Origin of the sequence: Curtobacterium sp. BRD11 (assembly GCF_031844345.1) — a bacterium.
Taxonomy (GTDB): domain Bacteria; phylum Actinomycetota; class Actinomycetes; order Actinomycetales; family Microbacteriaceae; genus Curtobacterium.
On sequence record NZ_JAUZUZ010000002.1, the window covers coordinates 22,886 to 42,573 of the forward strand.

At 68.5% G+C, this 19,688-nt stretch carries 29 protein-coding genes; all 29 read right to left on the reverse strand.

Translation table 11 applies throughout. The features are described 5' to 3' along the window. Positions 1-18: 18 nt before the first annotated feature. The 29 genes from rplO to Q9R28_RS04680 all read right to left on the reverse strand — a co-directional run bounded on the left by rplO (position 19) and on the right by Q9R28_RS04680 (position 19,611). Positions 19-483: a 50S ribosomal protein L15 gene (gene rplO, locus Q9R28_RS04540; RefSeq protein WP_066657012.1), complete on the reverse strand. Its 465-nt coding sequence runs from the start codon at positions 481-483 to the stop codon at positions 19-21. After that, positions 480-665 carry a 50S ribosomal protein L30 gene (rpmD, locus tag Q9R28_RS04545; RefSeq protein WP_031273241.1) on the reverse strand — a complete coding sequence of 62 codons (186 nt, stop codon included), beginning with the start codon at positions 663-665 and terminating at the stop codon, positions 480-482. The genes rplO and rpmD overlap by 4 nt, the downstream gene beginning before the upstream one ends. Continuing rightward, entirely contained in the window at positions 665-1,438 is a 774-nt protein-coding gene (gene rpsE, locus Q9R28_RS04550; RefSeq protein ID WP_081985128.1) for a 30S ribosomal protein S5, read from the reverse strand. The genes rpmD and rpsE overlap by 1 nt, the downstream gene beginning before the upstream one ends. Further along, positions 1,435-1,806 (reverse strand): 50S ribosomal protein L18, encoded by a 372-nt coding sequence (gene rplR / locus Q9R28_RS04555; protein WP_066657014.1) that lies wholly within the window; start codon positions 1,804-1,806, stop codon positions 1,435-1,437. Before rplR ends, rpsE begins: the two co-directional genes overlap by 4 nt. 2 nt (positions 1,807-1,808) lie before the next feature. Then, positions 1,809-2,345 carry a 50S ribosomal protein L6 gene (gene rplF / locus Q9R28_RS04560; RefSeq protein WP_066657016.1) on the reverse strand — a complete coding sequence of 179 codons (537 nt, stop codon included), beginning with the start codon at positions 2,343-2,345 and terminating at the stop codon, positions 1,809-1,811. A gap of 6 nt (positions 2,346-2,351) precedes the next feature. Next, a complete protein-coding gene (gene rpsH, locus Q9R28_RS04565) occupies positions 2,352-2,750 on the reverse strand; it encodes a 30S ribosomal protein S8 (RefSeq protein WP_065960021.1) in 399 nt (132 codons plus the stop codon). 179 nt (positions 2,751-2,929) lie between these two features. Beyond that, complete coding sequence (gene rplE / locus Q9R28_RS04570; RefSeq protein WP_066657018.1) at positions 2,930-3,520, reverse strand: 50S ribosomal protein L5; 591 nt, start codon at positions 3,518-3,520, stop codon at positions 2,930-2,932. Next, on the reverse strand, positions 3,520-3,879 hold the full coding sequence (gene rplX / locus Q9R28_RS04575) for a 50S ribosomal protein L24 (protein ID WP_066657021.1): 360 nt from the start codon (positions 3,877-3,879) through the stop codon (positions 3,520-3,522). The genes rplE and rplX overlap by 1 nt, the downstream gene beginning before the upstream one ends. Before the next feature lie 3 nt (positions 3,880-3,882). Further along, positions 3,883-4,251 carry a 50S ribosomal protein L14 gene (gene rplN, locus Q9R28_RS04580; RefSeq protein ID WP_017885523.1) on the reverse strand — a complete coding sequence of 123 codons (369 nt, stop codon included), beginning with the start codon at positions 4,249-4,251 and terminating at the stop codon, positions 3,883-3,885. A gap of 31 nt (positions 4,252-4,282) precedes the next feature. Beyond that, positions 4,283-4,567 carry a 30S ribosomal protein S17 gene (rpsQ, locus tag Q9R28_RS04585; protein ID WP_066657023.1) on the reverse strand — a complete coding sequence of 95 codons (285 nt, stop codon included), beginning with the start codon at positions 4,565-4,567 and terminating at the stop codon, positions 4,283-4,285. Continuing rightward, on the reverse strand, positions 4,567-4,884 hold the full coding sequence (gene rpmC, locus Q9R28_RS04590) for a 50S ribosomal protein L29 (RefSeq protein WP_058728265.1): 318 nt from the start codon (positions 4,882-4,884) through the stop codon (positions 4,567-4,569). The genes rpsQ and rpmC overlap by 1 nt, the downstream gene beginning before the upstream one ends. Next, the gene (rplP, locus tag Q9R28_RS04595) at positions 4,884-5,303 is read right to left on the reverse strand and encodes a 50S ribosomal protein L16 (RefSeq protein WP_066657030.1); all 420 of its coding nucleotides are present in this window, start codon (positions 5,301-5,303) and stop codon (positions 4,884-4,886) included. The genes rpmC and rplP overlap by 1 nt, the downstream gene beginning before the upstream one ends. A 2-nt stretch (positions 5,304-5,305) precedes the next feature. Continuing rightward, a complete protein-coding gene (rpsC, locus tag Q9R28_RS04600; protein WP_066657031.1) occupies positions 5,306-6,112 on the reverse strand; it encodes a 30S ribosomal protein S3 in 807 nt (268 codons plus the stop codon). Continuing rightward, positions 6,112-6,504 (reverse strand): 50S ribosomal protein L22, encoded by a 393-nt coding sequence (gene rplV, locus Q9R28_RS04605; protein WP_056121420.1) that lies wholly within the window; start codon positions 6,502-6,504, stop codon positions 6,112-6,114. The genes rpsC and rplV overlap by 1 nt, the downstream gene beginning before the upstream one ends. A 25-nt stretch (positions 6,505-6,529) precedes the next feature. Continuing rightward, positions 6,530-6,811 (reverse strand): 30S ribosomal protein S19, encoded by a 282-nt coding sequence (gene rpsS, locus Q9R28_RS04610; RefSeq protein WP_017885529.1) that lies wholly within the window; start codon positions 6,809-6,811, stop codon positions 6,530-6,532. An 11-nt stretch (positions 6,812-6,822) separates the two neighbouring features. Then, positions 6,823-7,662: a 50S ribosomal protein L2 gene (gene rplB, locus Q9R28_RS04615; protein ID WP_058728264.1), complete on the reverse strand. Its 840-nt coding sequence runs from the start codon at positions 7,660-7,662 to the stop codon at positions 6,823-6,825. Between the two features lie 18 nt (positions 7,663-7,680). Further along, positions 7,681-7,980, reverse strand: coding sequence for a 50S ribosomal protein L23 (rplW, locus tag Q9R28_RS04620; RefSeq protein WP_058742338.1), 300 nt, complete (start codon positions 7,978-7,980; stop codon positions 7,681-7,683). After that, the gene (gene rplD / locus Q9R28_RS04625; protein WP_066657033.1) at positions 7,977-8,636 is read right to left on the reverse strand and encodes a 50S ribosomal protein L4; all 660 of its coding nucleotides are present in this window, start codon (positions 8,634-8,636) and stop codon (positions 7,977-7,979) included. Before rplD ends, rplW begins: the two co-directional genes overlap by 4 nt. A 2-nt stretch (positions 8,637-8,638) precedes the next feature. Further along, positions 8,639-9,292 (reverse strand): 50S ribosomal protein L3, encoded by a 654-nt coding sequence (gene rplC, locus Q9R28_RS04630; protein ID WP_022903285.1) that lies wholly within the window; start codon positions 9,290-9,292, stop codon positions 8,639-8,641. A 13-nt stretch (positions 9,293-9,305) separates the two neighbouring features. Then, positions 9,306-9,614 carry a 30S ribosomal protein S10 gene (gene rpsJ, locus Q9R28_RS04635; protein WP_022903286.1) on the reverse strand — a complete coding sequence of 103 codons (309 nt, stop codon included), beginning with the start codon at positions 9,612-9,614 and terminating at the stop codon, positions 9,306-9,308. Positions 9,615-10,384: 770 nt separating this feature from the next. Beyond that, positions 10,385-11,245 carry a DarT ssDNA thymidine ADP-ribosyltransferase family protein gene (locus Q9R28_RS04640; protein WP_311205569.1) on the reverse strand — a complete coding sequence of 287 codons (861 nt, stop codon included), beginning with the start codon at positions 11,243-11,245 and terminating at the stop codon, positions 10,385-10,387. A 36-nt stretch (positions 11,246-11,281) separates the two neighbouring features. After that, positions 11,282-12,259, reverse strand: coding sequence for a DNA topoisomerase IB (locus Q9R28_RS04645; RefSeq protein WP_271826706.1), 978 nt, complete (start codon positions 12,257-12,259; stop codon positions 11,282-11,284). 143 nt (positions 12,260-12,402) lie between these two features. Beyond that, complete coding sequence (gene tuf / locus Q9R28_RS04650; RefSeq protein ID WP_058728450.1) at positions 12,403-13,590, reverse strand: elongation factor Tu; 1,188 nt, start codon at positions 13,588-13,590, stop codon at positions 12,403-12,405. Between the two features lie 136 nt (positions 13,591-13,726). Beyond that, entirely contained in the window at positions 13,727-15,841 is a 2,115-nt protein-coding gene (gene fusA / locus Q9R28_RS04655) for an elongation factor G (RefSeq protein ID WP_066657042.1), read from the reverse strand. 102 nt (positions 15,842-15,943) lie between these two features. Beyond that, the gene (rpsG, locus tag Q9R28_RS04660; RefSeq protein WP_058742332.1) at positions 15,944-16,414 is read right to left on the reverse strand and encodes a 30S ribosomal protein S7; all 471 of its coding nucleotides are present in this window, start codon (positions 16,412-16,414) and stop codon (positions 15,944-15,946) included. A gap of 5 nt (positions 16,415-16,419) precedes the next feature. Next, positions 16,420-16,788: a 30S ribosomal protein S12 gene (gene rpsL, locus Q9R28_RS04665; protein ID WP_058728453.1), complete on the reverse strand. Its 369-nt coding sequence runs from the start codon at positions 16,786-16,788 to the stop codon at positions 16,420-16,422. A 336-nt stretch (positions 16,789-17,124) separates the two neighbouring features. Further along, positions 17,125-18,258 carry a hypothetical protein gene (locus tag Q9R28_RS04670; RefSeq protein WP_311205570.1) on the reverse strand — a complete coding sequence of 378 codons (1,134 nt, stop codon included), beginning with the start codon at positions 18,256-18,258 and terminating at the stop codon, positions 17,125-17,127. A gap of 176 nt (positions 18,259-18,434) precedes the next feature. Beyond that, the gene (locus tag Q9R28_RS04675) at positions 18,435-18,893 is read right to left on the reverse strand and encodes a DUF6121 family protein (protein WP_066657046.1); all 459 of its coding nucleotides are present in this window, start codon (positions 18,891-18,893) and stop codon (positions 18,435-18,437) included. Between the two features lie 52 nt (positions 18,894-18,945). Next, complete coding sequence (locus Q9R28_RS04680; RefSeq protein ID WP_311205571.1) at positions 18,946-19,611, reverse strand: hypothetical protein; 666 nt, start codon at positions 19,609-19,611, stop codon at positions 18,946-18,948. Between the last annotated feature and the right edge of the window lie 77 nt (positions 19,612-19,688).

Consider the following 19,688-nt stretch of genomic DNA (forward strand, 5'->3'; position numbering starts at 1 on the left):
ACGGGCCGCCGACGGGGGTTACTGGGAGACGGTTCCGCCAGCAGCCACGATCTTCTCGGCGGCGGACGCCGAGACCTTGTCGACCGAGACCGTGAGCTTCACGCTGATGTCACCCTGACCGAGAACCTTGACCTTCTCGTTCTTGCGGACGGCGCCCTTGGCGACCAGGTCCGCGACGGTGACGTCGCCACCGTTGGGGTAGAGCTCCGCGATCTTGTCCAGGTTCACGACCTGGTACTCGACGCGGAACGGGTTCTTGAACCCGCGGAGCTTCGGGGTGCGCATGTGCAGCGGCATCTGCCCACCCTCGAAGCCGACCTTGACCTGGTAACGAGCCTTCTGGCCCTTGGTACCACGGCCGGCGGTCTTGCCCTTCGAGCCCTCACCACGGCCGACACGGGTGCGGTCCTTCTTGGAACCGGCAGCCGGACGGAGGTGGTGCAGCTTCAGCACCTGGACCCGCTCGTTCTTCTCGTCGCTCATGCGTCGACCTCCTCGACCTTCACGAGGTGCGCCACCGTCGCGATGTACCCGCGGTTCTGGGCGTTGTCCTCACGCAGGACCGTACGGCCGATGCGCTTGAGGCCCAGGCTGCGCAGGGTGTCGCGCTGGTACTGCTTCTCGCTGATAACGGACTTCGTCTGCGTGATCTTCAGCATCGCCATCACGCACCTGCCTTCTCGGTCGCGGCACGCAGCGCCGCAGCCTCGGCGTGGAGCAGACGGGCCGGGACGACCCGGTCGACGTCGAGGCCACGACGGCTCGCGACCGCGCGGGGCTCCTCGAGCTGCTGCAGCGCCTCGACGGTCGCGTGCACGATGTTGATGGTGTTCGACGAGCCGAGCGACTTGCTCAGGACGTCGTGGATGCCGGCGCACTCGAGCACGGCGCGGACCGGACCACCGGCGATGACACCGGTACCGGCAGCGGCCGGACGCAGGAGCACGACACCGGCAGCGGCCTCACCCTGCACCGGGTGCGGGATGGTGTTGCCGACGCGCGGGACGCGGAAGAAGTTCTTCTTCGCCTCCTCGACGCCCTTCGAGATCGCGGTGGGGACTTCCTTCGCCTTGCCGTAGCCGACACCGACGAGGCCGTTGCCGTCACCCACGACGACGAGCGCCGTGAAGCTGAAGCGACGACCACCCTTGACGACCTTCGACACGCGGTTGATGGTCACCACGCGCTCGAGGAACTGGCTGTCGCCACCGCGGTTGTTGCGGTCACGACCCTGCTGACGGTCACGCCCGCCACCACGACGGCCGCGCTGGTCGGCGTTGTCACGGTTGTTCGACGCGGAGCCCGCGGCGGTCTCGACCGGACGCTCGGCGACGGCAGGGGCTTCCGCTTCCTTGCCGGCCGCGGCCTTGGCGACGGTCTCCGTCGCAGCAGCGGTCTCGGTCTCGGCCGCTTCGTTGTTGTTCGCGATGTCGCTCACAGGTTCAGCCCTCCTTCACGGGCACCATCGGCGATCGCGGCGACGCGACCGGCGTACTTGCTCCCACCGCGGTCGAAGACCACGGCCTCGACGCCAGCGGCCTTCGCACGCTCGGCGACGAGCTCGCCGATGCGACGGGCCTTGGCCGTCTTGTCGCCGTCGAACGAACGGAGGTCGGCCTCCATCGTCGACGCGCTGGCCAGGGTGTGGCCCTTCGCGTCGTCGATGACCTGGACGAACACGTGACGCGACGAACGGGTGACGGCGAGACGCGGACGCGCCTCGGTGCCGGTGATCTTCTTGCGGAGACGGTTGTGACGGCGCGCCTTGGCGGCCGACTTGCTCTTTCCTCGGATACCGAGAGCCATGATCACTTACCTGACTTTCCGGCCTTGCGGCGCACGATCTCGCCCGCGTAGCGGACACCCTTGCCCTTGTAGGGCTCGGGCTTGCGCAGCTTGCGGATGTTGGCAGCCACCTCGCCGACGGCCTGCTTGTCGATGCCCGACACGGTGAGCTTGTTGTTGCCCTCGACGGCGAAGCTGATGCCCGCCGGCGGCTCGACCGTGATGGGGTGGGAGTAGCCGAGCGCGAACTCGACGTTGCTGCCCTTCGCCGCGACGCGGTAACCGGTACCGACGACCTCGAGGCCCTTGGAGTAGCCCTGGGTCACGCCGACGATGTTGTTCGCGATGAGGGTGCGGGTCAGGCCGTGCAGCGCACGCGAGCTGCGCTCGTCGTCCGGACGGGTGACGAGGACCTGGTTCTCCTCGACCTTGGCCTGGATGGGCTCTGCGACGGTGAGCGCGAGCTCGCCCTTCGGGCCCTTGACCGCGACGGTCTGGCCGTCGATGGCGACGGTCACACCCGCGGGGATGTCAATGGGAAGACGTCCGATTCGAGACATTGTCGATCACCACACGTAGGCGAGGACTTCCCCACCCACGCCCTTCTGCTCGGCTTCACGGTCGGTGAGCAGTCCCGACGAGGTCGAGAGGATCGCCACGCCGAGGCCACCGAGGACCTGGGGGAGCTCCGTCGACTTCGCGTAGACCCGGAGACCGGGCTTCGAGACGCGCTTGATGCCGGCGATCGAACGCTCGCGCTCGGGGCCGTACTTCAGGTCGATCGTGAGGGTCTGCCCGACGCGGGCGTCCTCGATCTTCCACTCGCTGATGTAACCCTCGCGCTTGAGGATCTCGGCGATGTTCTTCTTCAGCTTGGAGCTGGGGAGCGAGACGGCGTCGTGGTGCGCCGAGTTCGCGTTCCGCAATCTGGTCAGCATGTCTGCGACCGGATCGGTCATCGTCATGATGGTCGTCCATTCTTCGCCTGGTTTCGACACCCGTTCCACGAATGCCGACCTGAGCGATCGGGTGGTCTCCGAGCGGATCCCGGAGACCTGGGGGCCGGCGGCTGTCGCCGTCGGCCGGTGTTCGTGCGTGCGGGCCGGAGGACGTGAATCCTCCGGCCCGCAGCGCCCGGACTAGCTTAGACCGTCTGGTCGGCCGAACGGAACGGGAAGCCGAGCTGGCGGAGCAGCGCGCGGCCCTCGTCGTCCGTCTTCGCGGTGGTCACGACGGTGATGTCGAAGCCACGCACGCGGTCGATGCGGTCCTGGTCGATCTCGTGGAACATCGACTGCTCCGTGAGACCGAACGTGTAGTTGCCGTTGCCGTCGAACTGCTTGTCGCTGAGCCCGCGGAAGTCGCGGATGCGGGGCAGTGCGAGGGTGACGAGGCGGTCGATGAACTCCCACGCGCGGTCACCACGGAGGGTGACGTGCGCGCCGATGGCCTGGCCCTCACGCAGCTTGAACTGCGCGATGGACTTGCGGGCCTTCGTCACGACCGGCTTCTGACCCGTGATCGCCGTGAGGTCCTTGACGGCCCCCTCGATGACCTTCGAGTCACGAGCTGCTTCACCGACACCGGTGTTCACGACGACCTTGACCAGGCCGGGGACCTGGTTGACGTTCGCGTACCCGAACTGCTCGGTGAGGGCAGCCTTGATCTCGTTCTTGTACTTCTGCTTGAGGCGCGGCTCGACCTTGGTCTCCGGCGCGGCAGTCGTGTCGGTCATCAGAGCTTCTCACCCGACTTCTTGGCGTAGCGGACGCGGACGGTCTTCTTGACGCCGTCCTTCTCCACCTCTTCGATGCGGAAGCCGACGCGGGTCGGCTTCTTGGTCTTCGGGTCGACGATGGCGACGTTCGACACGTGGATCGGAGCCTCGTGCTGCTCGACGCCACCGGTCTTCGACCCGCGCTGCGTCTGGCCGACGCGGACGTGCTTCGTGACGAAGTTCACGCCCTCGACGACGACACGGTTCTTGTCCTTGAGGACCTCGATGACCTTGCCCTGCTTGCCACGGTCGCCGCCACGCTCCTGCTTGGCTCCCGTGATGACCTGGACGAGGTCACCCTTCTTGATGTTCGCCATGGCTTACAGCACCTCCGGCGCGAGCGAGATGATCTTCATGAACTTCTTGTCACGGAGCTCACGACCGACCGGCCCGAAGATGCGCGTACCGCGCGGGTCGCCGTCGGCCTTGAGGATCACTGCCGCGTTCTCGTCGAACTTGATGTAGGAGCCGTCCTGACGACGGGTCTCCTTCTTGGTGCGAACGATGACCGCCTTGACGACGTCACCCTTCTTCACGTTGCCGCCGGGGATGGCGTCCTTCACCGTGGCGACGATGACGTCACCGAGGCCGGCGTAGCGACGACCCGAGCCACCGAGCACGCGGATGGTCAAGATCTCCTTGGCACCCGTGTTGTCGGCGACCTTCAGGCGGGATTCCTGCTGAATCACTGCTGTCTCCTATTCCGAAGCAGGCCGGGGCCTACTTGGCCTTCTCGAGGATCTCGACCAGGCGCCAGCGCTTGGAGGCGCTGAGGGGACGGGTCTCGCTGATCACGACGAGGTCGCCGACACCGGCGGTGCCGAGCTCGTCGTGCGCCTTCACCTTGGACGTGCGACGGATGATCTTGCCGTAGAGCGCGTGCTTCACGCGGTCCTCGACCTCGACCACGATGGTCTTGTCCATCTTGTCGCTCGTCACGTAGCCGCGACGCGTCTTGCGGTAGCCGCGGGTCGAGGCGGCGGAGTTGTTCTCTTCGTTCGCCATCAGTTCTCCTCGGCGGTAGCGGCCTCGGTCGACTCGGCGGGCTTGTCAGCCTTCTTCGTCTTCTTGGCCTTGGTGGCGGTCTCGACGGGCGCGGGGGTGGCACGGATGCCGAGCTCGCGCTCACGGAGGACCGTGTAGATGCGTGCGATGTCGCGCTTGACGGCGCGGAGACGACCGTGGCTCTCCAGCTGGCCGGTGGCCGACTGGAAGCGGAGGTTGAAGAGTTCCTCCTTGGCCTTCTTCAGCTCGTCAGCGAGACGCTCGTTCTCGAAGGTGTCGAGCTCCGTCGGACGGAGCTCCTTGGAACCGATCGCCATTATGCGTCGCCCTCCTCGCGCTTGATGATGCGTGCCTTGAGGGGCAGCTTGTGGATTGCACGGGTCAGCGCCTCACGGGCGATGTCCTCGCTGACGCCGGAGAGCTCGAAGAGCACACGACCCGGCTTGACGTTGGCGACCCACCACTCGGGCGAGCCCTTACCGGAACCCATGCGGGTCTCAGCCGGCTTCTTGGTGAGCGGGCGGTCCGGGTAGATGTTGATCCAGACCTTGCCGCCACGCTTGATGTGACGCGTCATGGCGATACGAGCGGACTCGATCTGACGGTTGGTCACGTAGGCGGGCGTGAGCGCCTGGATGCCGAAGTCGCCGAACGACACCTTGGTGCCGCCCGTCGCCTGGCCCGAACGCTTCGGGTGGTGCTGCTTGCGGTGCTTGACTCGACGGGGGATAAGCATGGTTACGCCTCAACTCCTGCGCCGGCCGGCGCGTCCTGCGGAGCCTGCTGCTGACGGCCGCCGCGGTCGCCGCCACGGCGGTCCCCACGGTCGCCGCGCTCGCCACGCGGGCCGCCACGACGCTCGGGGCGCGACGAACGCTGGTTCGCCTGCTCGCGAGCGAGCTCCTTGTTCGTGATGTCGCCCTTGTAGATCCAGACCTTCACGCCGATGCGGCCGAACGTGGTCCGGGCCTCGTAGAAGCCGTAGTCGATGTTCGCGCGGAGCGTGTGCAGGGGCACGCGGCCCTCGCGGTAGAACTCCGAGCGGGACATCTCGGCGCCGCCGAGACGGCCCGACACCTGGATGCGGACACCCTTGGCGCCGGCGCGCTGTGCACCCTGCAGGCCCTTGCGCATGGCGCGACGGAACGCGACACGAGCGGAGAGCTGCTCGGCGATGCCCTGCGCGACGAGCTGGGCCTCGGTCTCGGGGTTCTTGACCTCGAGGATGTTGAGCTGGATCTGCTTCTTGGTGAGCTTCTCGAGCTCGCCACGGACGCGCTCCGCCTCGGCGCCACGGCGACCGATGACGATGCCCGGACGCGCCGTGTGGATGTCCACGCGGACGCGGTCACGGGTGCGCTCGAGCTCGATGCGGGCGACACCGGCGCGGTCGAGGGTCTTCTTCAGGTACTCGCGCACCTTGATGTCCTCGGCCACGTAGTCGGCGTAGCGCTGACCGGCCTTCGTGCTGTCGGTGAACCAGTGCGAGACGTGGTCCGTCGTGATCCCGAGACGGAAGCCGTACGGGTTGACCTTCTGGCCCATTACTTGCTCGCCTTCTTGCTCGTCGCGGCAGCCTCGGCCTCGTCCGGCGTCGCGAGGACGACCGTGATGTGGCTGGTGCGCTTGTTGATGCGGAAGGCGCGGCCCTGGGCACGCGGCTGGAACCGCTTCAGGGTCGTGCCCTCGTCGACGAAGACGCGGCTCACGTAGAGGTCGCGCTCGTCGAGGAAGCTGTTCGTCGAGTCCGCCTTGACACGTGCGTTCGCGATCGCCGAGGCGACCAGCTTGTACACGGGCTCCGAAGCGCCCTGGGGGGCGAACTTCAGGATGGCGAGGGCCTCGTGGGCCTGCTTGCCGCGGATCAGCTCGATGACGCGACGGGCCTTCTGAGGCGTGACGCGGATGTGTCGCACGCGTGCGATCGACTCCACCATTTCGTTCCTCCTCTGCGTCGCCGCGTTAGCGGCGACGGCCCTTCTTGTCGTCCTTCACGTGACCACGGAAGGTGCGGGTCGGCGCGAACTCGCCGAGCTTGTGACCGACCATCGACTCGGTGACGAACACCGGGATGTGCTTGCGGCCGTCGTGCACGGCGATCGTGTGTCCGAGCATGTTCGGGACGATCATCGAGCGACGCGACCAGGTACGGATCACGTTCTTGGTGTTGGCCTCGTTCTGCGTGACGACCTTGCGGAGCAGGTGCTCGTCGACGAAGGGGCCCTTCTTCAGACTGCGTGGCATCTTCTGAACTCCTACTTGCGCTTCTTGCCGGCGTTACGGCGACGGACGATGAGCTTGTCGCTCGGCTTGTTCGGCTTGCGCGTACGACCCTCGGCCTGGCCCCAGGGGCTGACCGGGTGACGACCACCGGACGTCTTGCCCTCACCACCACCGTGCGGGTGGTCGACCGGGTTCATCGCGACACCACGCACGGTCGGGCGGACGCCCTTCCAGCGCATGCGGCCGGCCTTGCCCCAGTTGATGTTGGACTGCTCGGCGTTGCCGACCTCGCCGATCGTGGCGCGGCAGCGGGCGTCGACGTTGCGGACCTCGCCCGACGGCAGGCGGAGCTGCGCGTAGGGGCCGTCCTTGGCGACGAGACGGACCGAGGCACCGGCCGAACGCGCCATCTTCGCGCCGCCACCGGGGCGGAGCTCGATCGCGTGGATGACCGTACCCACGGGGATGTTGCGCAGCGGCAGGTTGTTGCCGGGCTTGATGTCGGCGCCGGGGCCCTGCTCGATGACGTCGCCCTGCTTGAGCTTGTTCGGCGCGATGATGTAACGCTTCGTGCCGTCGACGTAGTGCAGGAGCGCGATGCGCGCGGTGCGGTTCGGGTCGTACTCGATGTGTGCGACCTTGGCGTCCACGCCGTCCTTGTCGTGACGACGGAAGTCGATCACGCGGTACTGGCGCTTGTGGCCACCACCGATGTGGCGGGTGGTGATGCGGCCCGAGCTGTTGCGGCCACCGGTCTTCGGCAGCGGACGAAGCAGCGACTTCTCCGGCGTCGAACGGGTGATCTCAGCGAAGTCGGCGACCGACGAGCCGCGACGACCGGGGGTCGTCGGCTTGTAGTTACGAATAGCCATGATTTATCCCTCTGGTCCTCAGCCGACAGCCGTGAAGATGTCGATCGAACCGGACTTGAGCGTCACGATGGCGCGCTTGGTGTCCTTGCGCTTGCCCAGGCCGAACTTCGTGCGACGGGTCTTGCCCGGACGGTTCAGCGTGTTGATGCTCGCGACCTTGACGTCGAAGATCTTCTCGATGGCGAGCTTGATCTCGGTCTTGTTCGAGCGGGGGTCCACGATGAACGTGTACTTGCCCTGGTCGATCAGGCCGTAGCTCTTCTCCGAGACGACCGGCGAGATGATGATGTCGCGCGGGTCCTTGTTGAAGCCGCTCATGCGGAGATCTCCTTCGCGGTCTTCGACGCGATGAAGGCGTCGAGTGCGCTCTTGCTGAAGACGAGGGCATCCGACTTGAGCACGTCGTAGGCGTTGAGCTGGCCGTACGAGAGTGCGTGGACACCCGGCAGGTTGCGGATCGACTTGAGCGTGAGCTCGTCGTCCGACTCGAGCACGACGAGCACGTTCTTGACGGGCGCGACCTTCTCGATGAGCGTGCGAGCGGTCTTGGTCGACGGCACCTCGGCCGCGACGAAGGACTCGACAGCGGAGATGCGGCCACCGCGGGCGCGGTCCGAGAGCGAGCCGAGCAGGGCTGCGGCGATCATCTTCTTCGGGGTGCGCTGCGAGTAGTCGCGCGGGGTCGGTCCGTGGACGACGCCACCGCCGGTGTGCTCCGGAGCGCGGACCGAACCCTGACGGGAGCGGCCGGTGCCCTTCTGCTTGAACGGCTTGCGACCAGCACCGCGGACCTCGCCGCGGTTCTTGGTCTTGTGGGTGCCCTGACGCGCGGCGGCGAGCTGCGCGGTGACGACCTGGTGGATCAGCGGGACGTTGGTCTCGACGTCGAAGAGCGCGGCGGGCAGCTCGATGCTGCCGGCGACGGCTCCGGTCGCGTCGAGGACGTCGATCGTGGTTGCGGTCTCGGTGGCCATGATCACTTACCCTTCACGGCGGTGCGGACGAAGACGGAGCGACCGCGCGCACCGGGGACGGCGCCCTTGACGAGCAGCAGACCCTTCTCGGCGTCGACGGCGTGCACCGTGAGGTTGAGGACGGTCACGCGCTCGCCACCCATGCGGCCGGCCATGCGCATGCCCTTGAAGACACGCGACGGGGTCGACGAAGCACCGATCGAACCGGGCTTGCGGTGGTTGCGGTGGGCACCGTGCGAAGCGGACACACCGGCGAAGCCGTGGCGCTTCATGACACCGGCGAAGCCCTTGCCCTTCGACGTCCCGACGACGTCGACCTTCTGGCCGGCCTCGAAGGTGTCGACGGTGAGCTCCTGGCCGAGCGTGTACTCGGCGGAGTCGTTGGTGCGGATCTCGGTGAGGGTGCGACGCGGGGTCACACCGGCAGCCTCGAAGTGGCCGGCGGCCGGCTTGTTCACCTTGCGCGGGTCGATGGCACCGGCGGCGATCTGGATCGCCTCGTAGCCGTCGCGCTCGACGTTGCGGATCTGGGTGACCACGTTCGGGCCGACCTCGATCACGGTGACGGGGATGAACTTGTTGTTCTCGTCCCACACCTGGGTCATCCCGAGCTTCTTGCCGAGGAGGCCCTTGACGGTCTTGGTTGAGTTCGCCATTGGTCGGTCCCCCTTACAGCTTGATCTCGATGTTGACGTCAGCCGGGAGGTCGAGTCGCATGAGCGAGTCGACGGCCTTCGGCGTCGGGTCGACGATGTCGATGACCCGCTTGTGCGTGCGCTTCTCGAAGTGCTCGCGCGAGTCCTTGTACTTGTGGGGCGAACGGATCACGGTGACCACGTTCTTCTCGGTGGGGAGCGGCACCGGGCCGACCACGGTCGCACCGGCACGGGTCACCGTGTCGACGATCTTCCGGGCCGACGTGTCGATGACCTCGTGGTCGTACGACTTGAGCCGGATGCGGATCTTCTGTCCCGCCATGTGTCTCTCTGTCCTCTCTGCGCCGCGCACCCTCGGGCCGCCTGACGCCGCCGTCACCGTGCATTCCTGCAGGGCTTGGCTGTTTTCCTGAACCAACCGGCCGCATCCTCGGGGGATGACCGCTGTTCTCCTGTCAACCGCGCAGGGCGACCGTGGCCGTCCAGCGTGGGCATGTCACTTCCCCCACACCTGGACACAGCAGTGGCCAGGCGCTCACGAGGGACTCGATCGTGTTCTGCTGCCTGCGGCCCAACCCAGCTCCGCTGGACGGAGGGGTTGTGCACTGCCAGAGCAGTGATCCTGCGCGCGCGAACGCCCGCGGAATTCGGAACCGGACAAGTCTCGCACAGCACGTCCGTGCGTGCAACCCGGGCGTGTCGTCGGATTCCGTGGGGCGCGGAGCGGCTCGCTCCCCCGGAACGGCGGGGTTCCGGTCGGCCTGGAGGCACGGCGCACCCCGGGCGCGTCGGGCGCGTTCCCGAGGTGCTCGGTGTGCTCGCGGCGGCGCCTCCGGTGGCCGGGATCGGTCACGCCGGCGCTGCTCCGGCGGGCGCCGGTGCGGCCCCGTCGCTCCGCGAGCGGGCAGGACACGCCGCGCGGTGCGCGCCGAGCGGGCGGGATCGGTCGGGTCGAGGTGCCGAGCGCGACGGAAGCAGCCCGCTCGGCACGGCGCAGGAGGACCGGGCAGCCCGGCGAACCCTGAGGAACGGATCGTGCCCGCTCGGCGAGGCCGAGCGGGCACGATGGTGGGGGGGGGTCGTCCGACCCGGTCAGAACTCCTCGGGCACGGGCGGGACGAACCAGGGCGGGAAGACCGCGACGCGGGGCCCGGTGACCCGGTGCTGCGCGAGCAGCGACTTGACCTGCTGTCGGACGCGGTCGTTCGGCACACCGATCACGGCGACGGACGAGAACGGCACCCGGGGACCGGCGAGCAGCTCGAGCCCGTGCATGTCCGGGTCGGTGAAGTCGGTCCGGCGGATCAGGTTCGTCGCGGCCTCGGGACCGACGGCGAACCGCACGTCGTCGGCGTCGGCGTCCTGGTCGGCCACGATCACCGACGCGCCGAACGCGGACACCGGCACGACGAGCACGACGTACTCGGTCGCGCGGGTGCGGCGGGCGGCGTCCGACCACCGGGTGCCCTCGGCACCGTGACGGAGCTCGTCCCAGCGGGTGGCGTCGGGCGAGAGGGTGAAGGGCACGTGCCCGGAGACGGGTCCGCCGTCGGGAGCACTCGCCTCGGCGCGGGCGGCCCGCGTCTCGGCCGAGCTGACGTCGACGACCGGGGCGGCCGCGTCGGCAGCGAGGATCGCACCCTCGGCGACGATCGACGACAGGTTGTCGACGTGGGTGGCGTGGTGCGCGCGGAGCGACGCGAAGACGCGGGGCTCCGGCAGCTCGGGAGCCGCGGGAGACCGGAGCGACGACGAGCCGCGCACGGGCGCCGGGGTGGAGCGGAGGTCGGTGGTGATGCGGGTCCGACGGGGCGTCGGCGTGGTGGGGACGGCAGGCACCTCGGCCTGTCGGGGGGAGCAGATGTCGCAGAGCTCGGTGGGGAAACCGTGGATGCACTCGTCGGTCACGACTGGGAGGGGTCCTTCCGTGCCCGGGTGGGGGAGGTCGGGCACGGTGTCCAACCGTACGTCATGATCCGCCCCCTTCCGTCACTGTCGGTAGAGCAGGGCACGCACCTCGGACTCGGCTGCGTGCAGGCGCTCGGGGTCGATGGTCTCGCCGTGCTGGTACGCGTCGAGCAGCCGCGGGTCGATGTAGCTCTGCCGGCACACGGTCGGCGTGTTGCCCAGCTCCTCGCTCGCGGCCTTCACGGCGTGCGAGACGGCCTTCTTGCGCTTCGCCTCGCTGGGTTGGGGTCCGGTGCGCGCGAGGTCCACGGCGGCGGCCACCGTGCCGTGCAGGGTGCGGAAGTCCTTCGCCGTGAACTCGTCGCCGGCGCGCTCCTTCACGTACTCGTTGATGTCCTCGGCGGCGAGGGGCTCCCACTCCGCGCCCCGTCCGGCGCGGAACGACAGCAGGCGGGCGTTCGGGCCACGCCGCTTCATCCCGGCGATGACCCGCGCGAGGTCGTGGTCGTGGATGGTCGAGGACCACTCCTGGCCGCTCTTGCCCGGGAAGTCGAGCTCGATGTCGTCGCCCGACACGTGCGCGTGCGCACAGAGCAGCGTCGACAGCCCGCGGCTGCCGTGCTCGGTGGCGTACCGCTCGGACCCGACCCGGAGCGAGCCCTGGTCGAGCATCCGGAAGGCCGCGGCGAGGGCACGCCGGCGGTCGGGCTCGGGCCGTCGCAGGTCCTGCGTCACCATCCGTCGCGCGGACGGTAGCGACTCCGCCAGGGCCAGCGCGCGGTCGTACTTGATGCGGTCCATCCGCTCGCGCCAACCGGGGTGGTACATGTACTGGCGACGACCGACGCCGTCCTTGCCGGTCGCGAGGATGTGCCCGTTCTCGTACGGCGAGATCCACACGTCGTCCCAGGCCGGCGGGATCACGAGGTCCTCGAGGCGCTGCCGGACGGCCTCGTCCGTGACGGTCTTCCCGTCCGGGTCGCGGTACGAGAAGCCCTTGCCGCTGCGGACACGGTGGTAGCCACGACCGTTGGTCGCGGAGCGGCGGAGACGGGTCACTCCGACGATGTTGCCCGTCAGCGCCTGGGACCCGTCACCGGGAACGCTCCCGGAGGAGCCCAGAGGTCCGCCGGGAACGACGAAGCGGGGCCGGACCCGAAGGCCCGACCCCGCTGGCGCAGTGTCTTCCGGAGAACCGGGAGTTACTTGACGATCTCCTCGACCGTACCGGCGCCGACCGTGCGGCCACCCTCACGGATGGCGAAGCGGAGGCCGGCCTCCATCGCGATCGGCTGGATCAGCTCGACCGACATGGCGACGGTGTCGCCGGGCATGACCATCTCGGTGCCCTCGGGCAGCGTGATGACGCCGGTGACGTCCGTGGTGCGGAAGTAGAACTGCGGACGGTAGTTCGCGTAGAACGGGTTGTGACGACCGCCCTCTTCCTTGGTCAGGATGTACGCGTTCGCCTTGAACTCGGTGTGCGGCGTGACCGAACCCGGCTTCACGACGACCTGGCCGCGCTCGACGTCCTCGCGCTTGAGGCCACGGATGAGGAGACCGGTGTTGTCGCCCGCCTCAGCCTTGTCCAGCAGCTTGCGGAACATCTCGATGCCCGTGACCGTGGTCTTCTGCGTCGGGCGGATGCCGACGATCTCGACCTCGGAGTTGAGGTCCAGCGTGCCACGCTCGACACGACCGGTGACGACGGTGCCACGACCGGTGATCGTGAAGACGTCCTCGATCGGCATGAGGAACGGCTGGTCGGTGGCGCGCACCGGGTCCGGGACGTTCTCGTCGACGGCGGACATCAGGTCCTGGACGGACTTGACCCACTTCTCGTCGCCCTCGAGCGCCTTGAGCGCCGAGACCTGCACGACGGGGGCGTCCTCGTCGAACTCCTGCGAGCCGAGGAGCTCACGGACCTCGAGCTCGACGAGCTCCAGGATCTCCTCGTCGTCCACCATGTCGGACTTGTTCAGCGCGACGACGATGTAGGGGACGCCGACCTGGCGGGCGAGCAGCACGTGCTCACGCGTCTGGGGCATCGGGCCGTCGGTGGCGGCGACCACGAGGATCGCGCCGTCCATCTGCGCCGCACCGGTGATCATGTTCTTCACGTAGTCGGCGTGACCCGGAGCGTCGACGTGCGCGTAGTGGCGCTTGTCGGTCTGGTACTCGACGTGGGAGATGTTGATCGTGATGCCGCGGTCGCGCTCCTCGGGAGCGCTGTCGATCTGAGCGAAGTCACGGGCCTCGTTGAGGTCCGGGTACTGGTCGTGCAGAACCTTGGTGATCGCCGCCGTGAGCGTGGTCTTGCCGTGGTCGACGTGACCGATGGTTCCGATGTTGACGTGCGGCTTGGTCCGCTCGAACTTGGCCTTGGCCACTGTGGGTCCTCCTCAGGACTCGGAGAGCACGCCCCCGGTCTGACGACCGTTGGCGAGCAGGGTGTGTGTCTAACTGTACTTGGTGACGAGGGGCCCGTCGCCGGGCACCCTCGCCTGTGGAGAGAACGCCGGAGCGTTACTCTCCGCTGTTCTTCGCGATGATCTCCTCGGCGACCTTGGCCGGGACCTGGCTGTAGGTCTCGAAGGTCATCGAGTAGACCGCACGACCAGAGGTCTTGGACCGGAGGTCCCCGACGTAGCCGAACATCTCGGACAGCGGCACGCTCGCGCGGACCACCTTGACGCCCGAGGCGTCCTCCATCGAGGCGATCTGGCCACGACGGGAGTTCAGGTCACCGATGACGTCGCCCATGTACTCCTCGGGAGTACGCACCTCGACGGCCATGATCGGCTCGAGGATGGCGGGGCCGGCCTTGCGGGCGGCCTCCTTGTAGGCGATGGAACCGGCGATCTTGAACGCCATCTCGGACGAGTCGACGTCGTGCGCCGCGCCGTCCTTGAGGATGGCCTTCACGCCGACGGTCGGGTACCCGGCGAGGATGCCGACCTGCATGGCGTCCTGGATACCGGCGTCGACCGACGGGATGTACTCACGCGGGACGCGACCACCGGTGACGGCGTTCTCGAACTCGTAGACCTTCTCGGCCGTGACTTCCATCGGCTCGAGGGCGATCTGCACCTTCGCGAACTGGCCGGAACCACCGGTCTGCTTCTTGTGCGTGTAGTCGTAGCGCTCGACGACCTTGGTCAGGGTCTCGCGGTAGGCCACCTGCGGCTTGCCGACGGACGCCTCGACCTTGAACTCGCGCTTCATGCGGTCGACGAGGATGTCGAGGTGGAGCTCGCCCATGCCCTTGATCGTCGTCTGACCGGTCTCGGCGTTGAGCTCGACGCGGAACGTCGGGTCCTCTTCCGCGAGCTTCTGGATGGCCGTGGAGAGCTTCTCCTGGTCGGCCTTCGTGTTCGGCTCGATGGCGACCTCGATCACCGGCTCCGGGAAGGTCATCGACTCGAGGACGACCTGGTCCGACGGGTCGCACAGGGTGTCACCGGTGGTGGTGTCCTTGAGGCCGATGACCGCGTAGATGTGACCGGCGGTGACGTTGTCGACCGGGTTCTCCTTGTTGGAGTGCATCTGGAAGATCTTGCCGATGCGCTCCTTCTTGCCCTTGGTCGAGTTGATGACCTGGGCACCGGACTCGATCGAGCCGGAGTACACGCGGACGTAGGTCAGACGACCGAAGAAGGGGTGCACCGCGACCTTGAACGCCAGGGCCGAGAACGGCTCGGTGGCGTCGGGCTTGCGGATGATCTCCTTCTCCTCGTCCTTGACGTCGTGGCCGATCATCGGCGGCACGTCGAGCGGGGACGGGAGGTAGTCGATGACCGCGTCGAGCATCGGCTGGACGCCGCGGTTCTTGAAGGCCGAGCCGCAGAGGACGGGGTAGACCTCGGAGGCGATCGTGAGCTTGCGGATCGCGCCCTTGATCTCGTCCTTGGTGAGCTCCTCGCCACCGAAGAACTTCTCGAGCAGGGCGTCGTCGGTCTCGGCGACGCGCTCGATCAGCTTCGCGCGGTACTCCTCGGCGCGGTCCTGGAGGTCCGCCGGGATCTCCTGGACCTCGTACTGGGCGCCCATGGTCACGTCACCCTTGGCGTCGCCGGGCCAGACCTTGGCGTGCATCTCGATGAGGTCGATGACGCCGACGAAGTCGTTCTCGGCACCGATCGGGAGCTGGAGCACGAGCGGCTCCGCACCGAGGCGGTTGATGATCGTGTCGACGGTGAAGTAGAAGTCAGCGCCGAGCTTGTCCATCTTGTTGACGAAGCAGATGCGCGGGACGTCGTACTTGTCCGCCTGACGCCACACGGTCTCGGACTGGGGCTCGACGCCCTCCTTGCCGTCGAAGACGGCAACGGCACCGTCGAGGACGCGGAGCGAGCGCTCCACCTCGACCGTGAAGTCCACGTGACCGGGGGTGTCGATGATGTTGATCTGGTTGTTGTCCCAGAAGCAGGTCGTCGCGGCCGACGTGATCGTGATGCCGCGCTCCTGCTCCTGCGCCATCCAGTCCATCGTCGCGGCGCCGTCGTGGACCTCACCGATCTTGTGCGTGATGCCCGTGTAGAACAGGATGCGCTCGGTCGTCGTGGTCTTGCCGGCATCGATGTGCGCCATGATGCCGATGTTGCGGACCTTGTTCAGGTCGGTGAGCACGTCCTGTGCCACAGGTTCCTCCGGAAGAGTTGTAGGAGAGGTTGGCGTCCGGGTGGGCGCCGACGGTTCATGACCGCCGGCACCCACCCGGAGCCGGGACTACCAGCGCCGGACTTACCAGCGGTAGTGGGCGAAGGCCTTGTTCGACTCGGCCATCTTGTGCGTGTCCTCACGGCGCTTGACCGCGGCACCGAGACCGTTCGACGCGTCGAGGATCTCGTTCATGAGACGCTCGGTCATCGTCTTCTCGCGACGGGCCTTGGCGTACGAGGTGAGCCAGCGGAGCGCGAGGGTGTTCGCGCGGTGCGGCTTGACCTCGACCGGGACCTGGTAGGTCGAGCCACCGACGCGGCGGCTGCGGACCTCGAGGGTCGGACGGACGTTGTCGAGCGCCTTCTTCAGCGTCGCGACGGCGTCCTGCTGGTTCTTGGCGGTGACGCCCTCGAGTGCATCGTAGACGATGCGCTCGGCGAGGCCCTTCTTGCCGTCCAGGAGGATCTTGTTGACGAGCTGCGAGACGATCGGCGCGCCGTACACCGGGTCGGCGACGACGGGACGCTTCGGGGCGGGACCCTTACGAGGCATCTAACTCAACCCTTCTTCGCGCCGTAGCGGCTGCGGGCCTGCTTACGGTTCTTGACGGCCTGGGTGTCCAGGGCACCGCGGATGATCTTGTAGCGCACACCGGGGAGGTCCTTCACACGACCGCCGCGGACGAGCACCATCGAGTGCTCCTGCAGGTTGTGGCCCTCACCGGGGATGTAGGCCGTGACCTCGGTGCCGTTCGAGAGCTTGACACGAGCGACCTTGCGCAGGGCCGAGTTCGGCTTCTTGGGGGTGGTGGTGTAGACGCGGGTGCAGACACCACGCTGCTGGGGGTTCGCCTTCAGTGCCGGCGCCTTGGTCTTGACGACCTTGGGCGTACGACCCTTGCGAACGAGCTGCTGGATGGTAGGCAACTGTTCTCCTGGTTCTTCGCTCGTGTTCTGGCCGACGCCTTCCGTCGGCTTCCTCATCCCACGCTGATCACCGCCTGACGGCGGAGGGGAGGTCGTGGGATGGATGACCCGGTACGGTCTCGTCGAGGACGACGAGGGTGACCCGGGATTTCGGGCGCGCCCGAGAGCGCACACCCGGTAGAGACTACCCGCGTCACACGGCGAAATCAATCCGGGCGCGTCGCGCTCCGAGCGACCCGCCGACGCGCCAGGCCGGCCCCGTACCGGACCGCACCGGTCGCGGCGGAGGCGGGGCGGGCCTCCCGGTCGTCGACCGCGGGTCCGGGCCGGTCCGCATCAGGAACCCGAGTCCGACGACCCGTTCCCGACGGCGGACTCGAAGGTGGCGCCGTCGTCGGAGAAGCCCGACACGTACCCGCTCGCGTTCACGTTCATCGGCCCCGCCGTGGCCGTGCCGACGCCGTCGGGTCCGGAGATGTCCGCGGTGAAGGTGGCGCGGCCGAGCGTCGTCGTCGAGATCGTCCACCCGCGCGACAGCCAACCGCCGACCGTGACCTTCGGGCGCTGCTCGAGCGTCCACTTCTGGTTGGTGTAGGTGTACGCCGGGTCCTCGCCGTAGGCGTAGAAGCTGCAGCCCGCGGGGGCGGGGTCGGTGGAGGCGATGCAGCCGTCCACCCAGCGGTCGACCGCCTGCTGCGCGGCCTGCTTGCCGTCGTCGGTGAGCTCCGTCGTCAAGGACACCGGCACCGAACCGGTCCCGCTGAACCCGGGGACACGAGCGGAGGCGCGCTCTGCCGTGAACCACTTCCCGCCGTCGACGGTCACGTCGTACGTCCCGGGCAGCGCGGTCAGGTTCGCGATGCCGTCGTCGGACGTCCGGACACGCTGGCCGGCGACCTCGACCGGGGTCCCGCCGGGGCCGCGCACCGAGACCTGCACCCGGCCGAGGTCGGGGGCCTCGAGCTCCCACACCGGGAAGACCCCCCAGTCGGTCCCCGTGCGGTCGAGCGTGAAGGTGGAGGCGACGTCCCGGCCGCCCTGACGGAGGTAGGCACGCACGGTCGCGGTGTCGCCGTCGGTGCGCGTCGCCGCGATGCGGTACCCGGTGACCCGGTCGGACGCCTTCGCGTAGGCGGCGTCGGTGAGCAGGACGTCCTCGTCGTCGTGGTCCACACCTGCCAGGCGCAGCGCGTCGTCGACGTGACCGGCGGTCAGGTCGTCGAGGAAGGCCCGCACCGGCCGGTCGGCCGAGTGCGAGGAGGACTGGAGCGCGTACCCGACGACCCCCGTCGCGAGCAGCAGGACCACGGCGGCACCGCCGGCGATGATCCCGACCAGTGCGCCGCGGCGCATCCGGCGACGAGGCCGTCGTGCAACGGGGACGGCCGCCGGGACCGGTGCTTCCTGCGTCCCGCGGATCGTGTCGACGTGCGGGACACGTGCCCACCCGTCCGGCTCATGGTCGGTCATGCGTCCCCCGTCGTGCCTGTTGCGTGCCCCCGGATCCTACCGCCGACCGGCGCCGCGGGACCGGGGCTGTGGCCGGCGCTGTGGAGCGCGGGCCGGAGTCGGAGTCGGGGCGGGGTCGGAGGCGCACGCATGCACGGCGCGCGACAGCCGGGGGGCGCCGAGCGCGCGGGTGACTCCTAGCGGCGGTCGCCCTCCACGCCGGGGGTCGCGCCCGCCGGACGCTGCCGGGCCTGGTAGCGGGCGGCGGAGACGCCGCCGACGACGCAGAGCAGCGCCACGACGACGGACCCCACGACGAACGGGCTCAACGCGGACCCCGCCGGGAACACGAGGAGCTCGGTACCGTCGCCCCGCGTCATCGAGTACCCGATCGCACCCGTGCCGAGCATGACGAGGTACGTACCGGCAGCGGCGACGAGCCCGGTGACGCCCGGGTTGCCCTCGCGGATGCCCGCGGCGGTGGCGAGGAACACGACCGCGGCCGCCGCGACCACCATCGTGGGGCCGAGGTAGGGACTCGCGTCCGGCTGCGGGATCGCCTCGACGTCGGCGAGCAGGGCTTCGAAGCCCGTCACCGCGATGACGAGCGCGATGAAGAGGACCGACGTCATCGTCGCGATCAGCCACCGGGACATGGCTCGATGCTACTGCCGGGCACCCTGGGTGGCGGGTTGCGGCGCCGTCACGTCACCGTGCGGCGTGCTCCTGCGCGTGCTGGGGTCCCTGCGCTGCGGGGCTGCCCTGGGTCACCTGGTTCTGCGCGGAGTCGTCCTGGGTCGCCTGGTGCTGCGCCGAGTCGTCCTGAGCCACGTGGTGCTGCGCGGGGCCGCCCTGGGTCGCCTGGTGCTGCGCGGCTGCGACGAGCGCGAGCGCGATGGTCGCCGTGATGACGGGGACGGACTCCGTCATGGGAGCGACGGGGGCCGTCACTGTGCCGTCCTGGAGGCGCGACTCGCCGCGGTCGCGCTCCCCCGGCTCCGCCTCGTGGTCGCGCAGGGCCGGCCCGACGACCGGCAGGACCGCCGTCGTCGTCGGCGGCTCGCTGTGCAGGACCGGCGCCGTCGGCAGGGCCGACGCGCTCGGCAGGGCCGAAGCCTGGTTCCGGGCGGCCCGACGTGCGCGGCCCATCCTGACCAGGACGACCACCGCGATGACCGCCCAGATACCGTTCACGATCGTCGACGGGATCGCGTGGTGCGCAGCGACGTTGACGGCGACGGAGAGGCCGCCGACCAGGTTGAGGGACTGGTAGAGCGGCCCGTTCGGGATCTTGCCCAGTGAGAACAGCAGGTAACCTGCGAGGACGGTTACGGCTCCGAACCAGCCGAGGAACTCCACGATTCCGACCAACACGCGCGACTCCGGGCACGACGAGGAACGGCCGTCCTGAGGCGACCGTCCGAGAGGGGTGTGAGCAGCCGCGAGTGCGG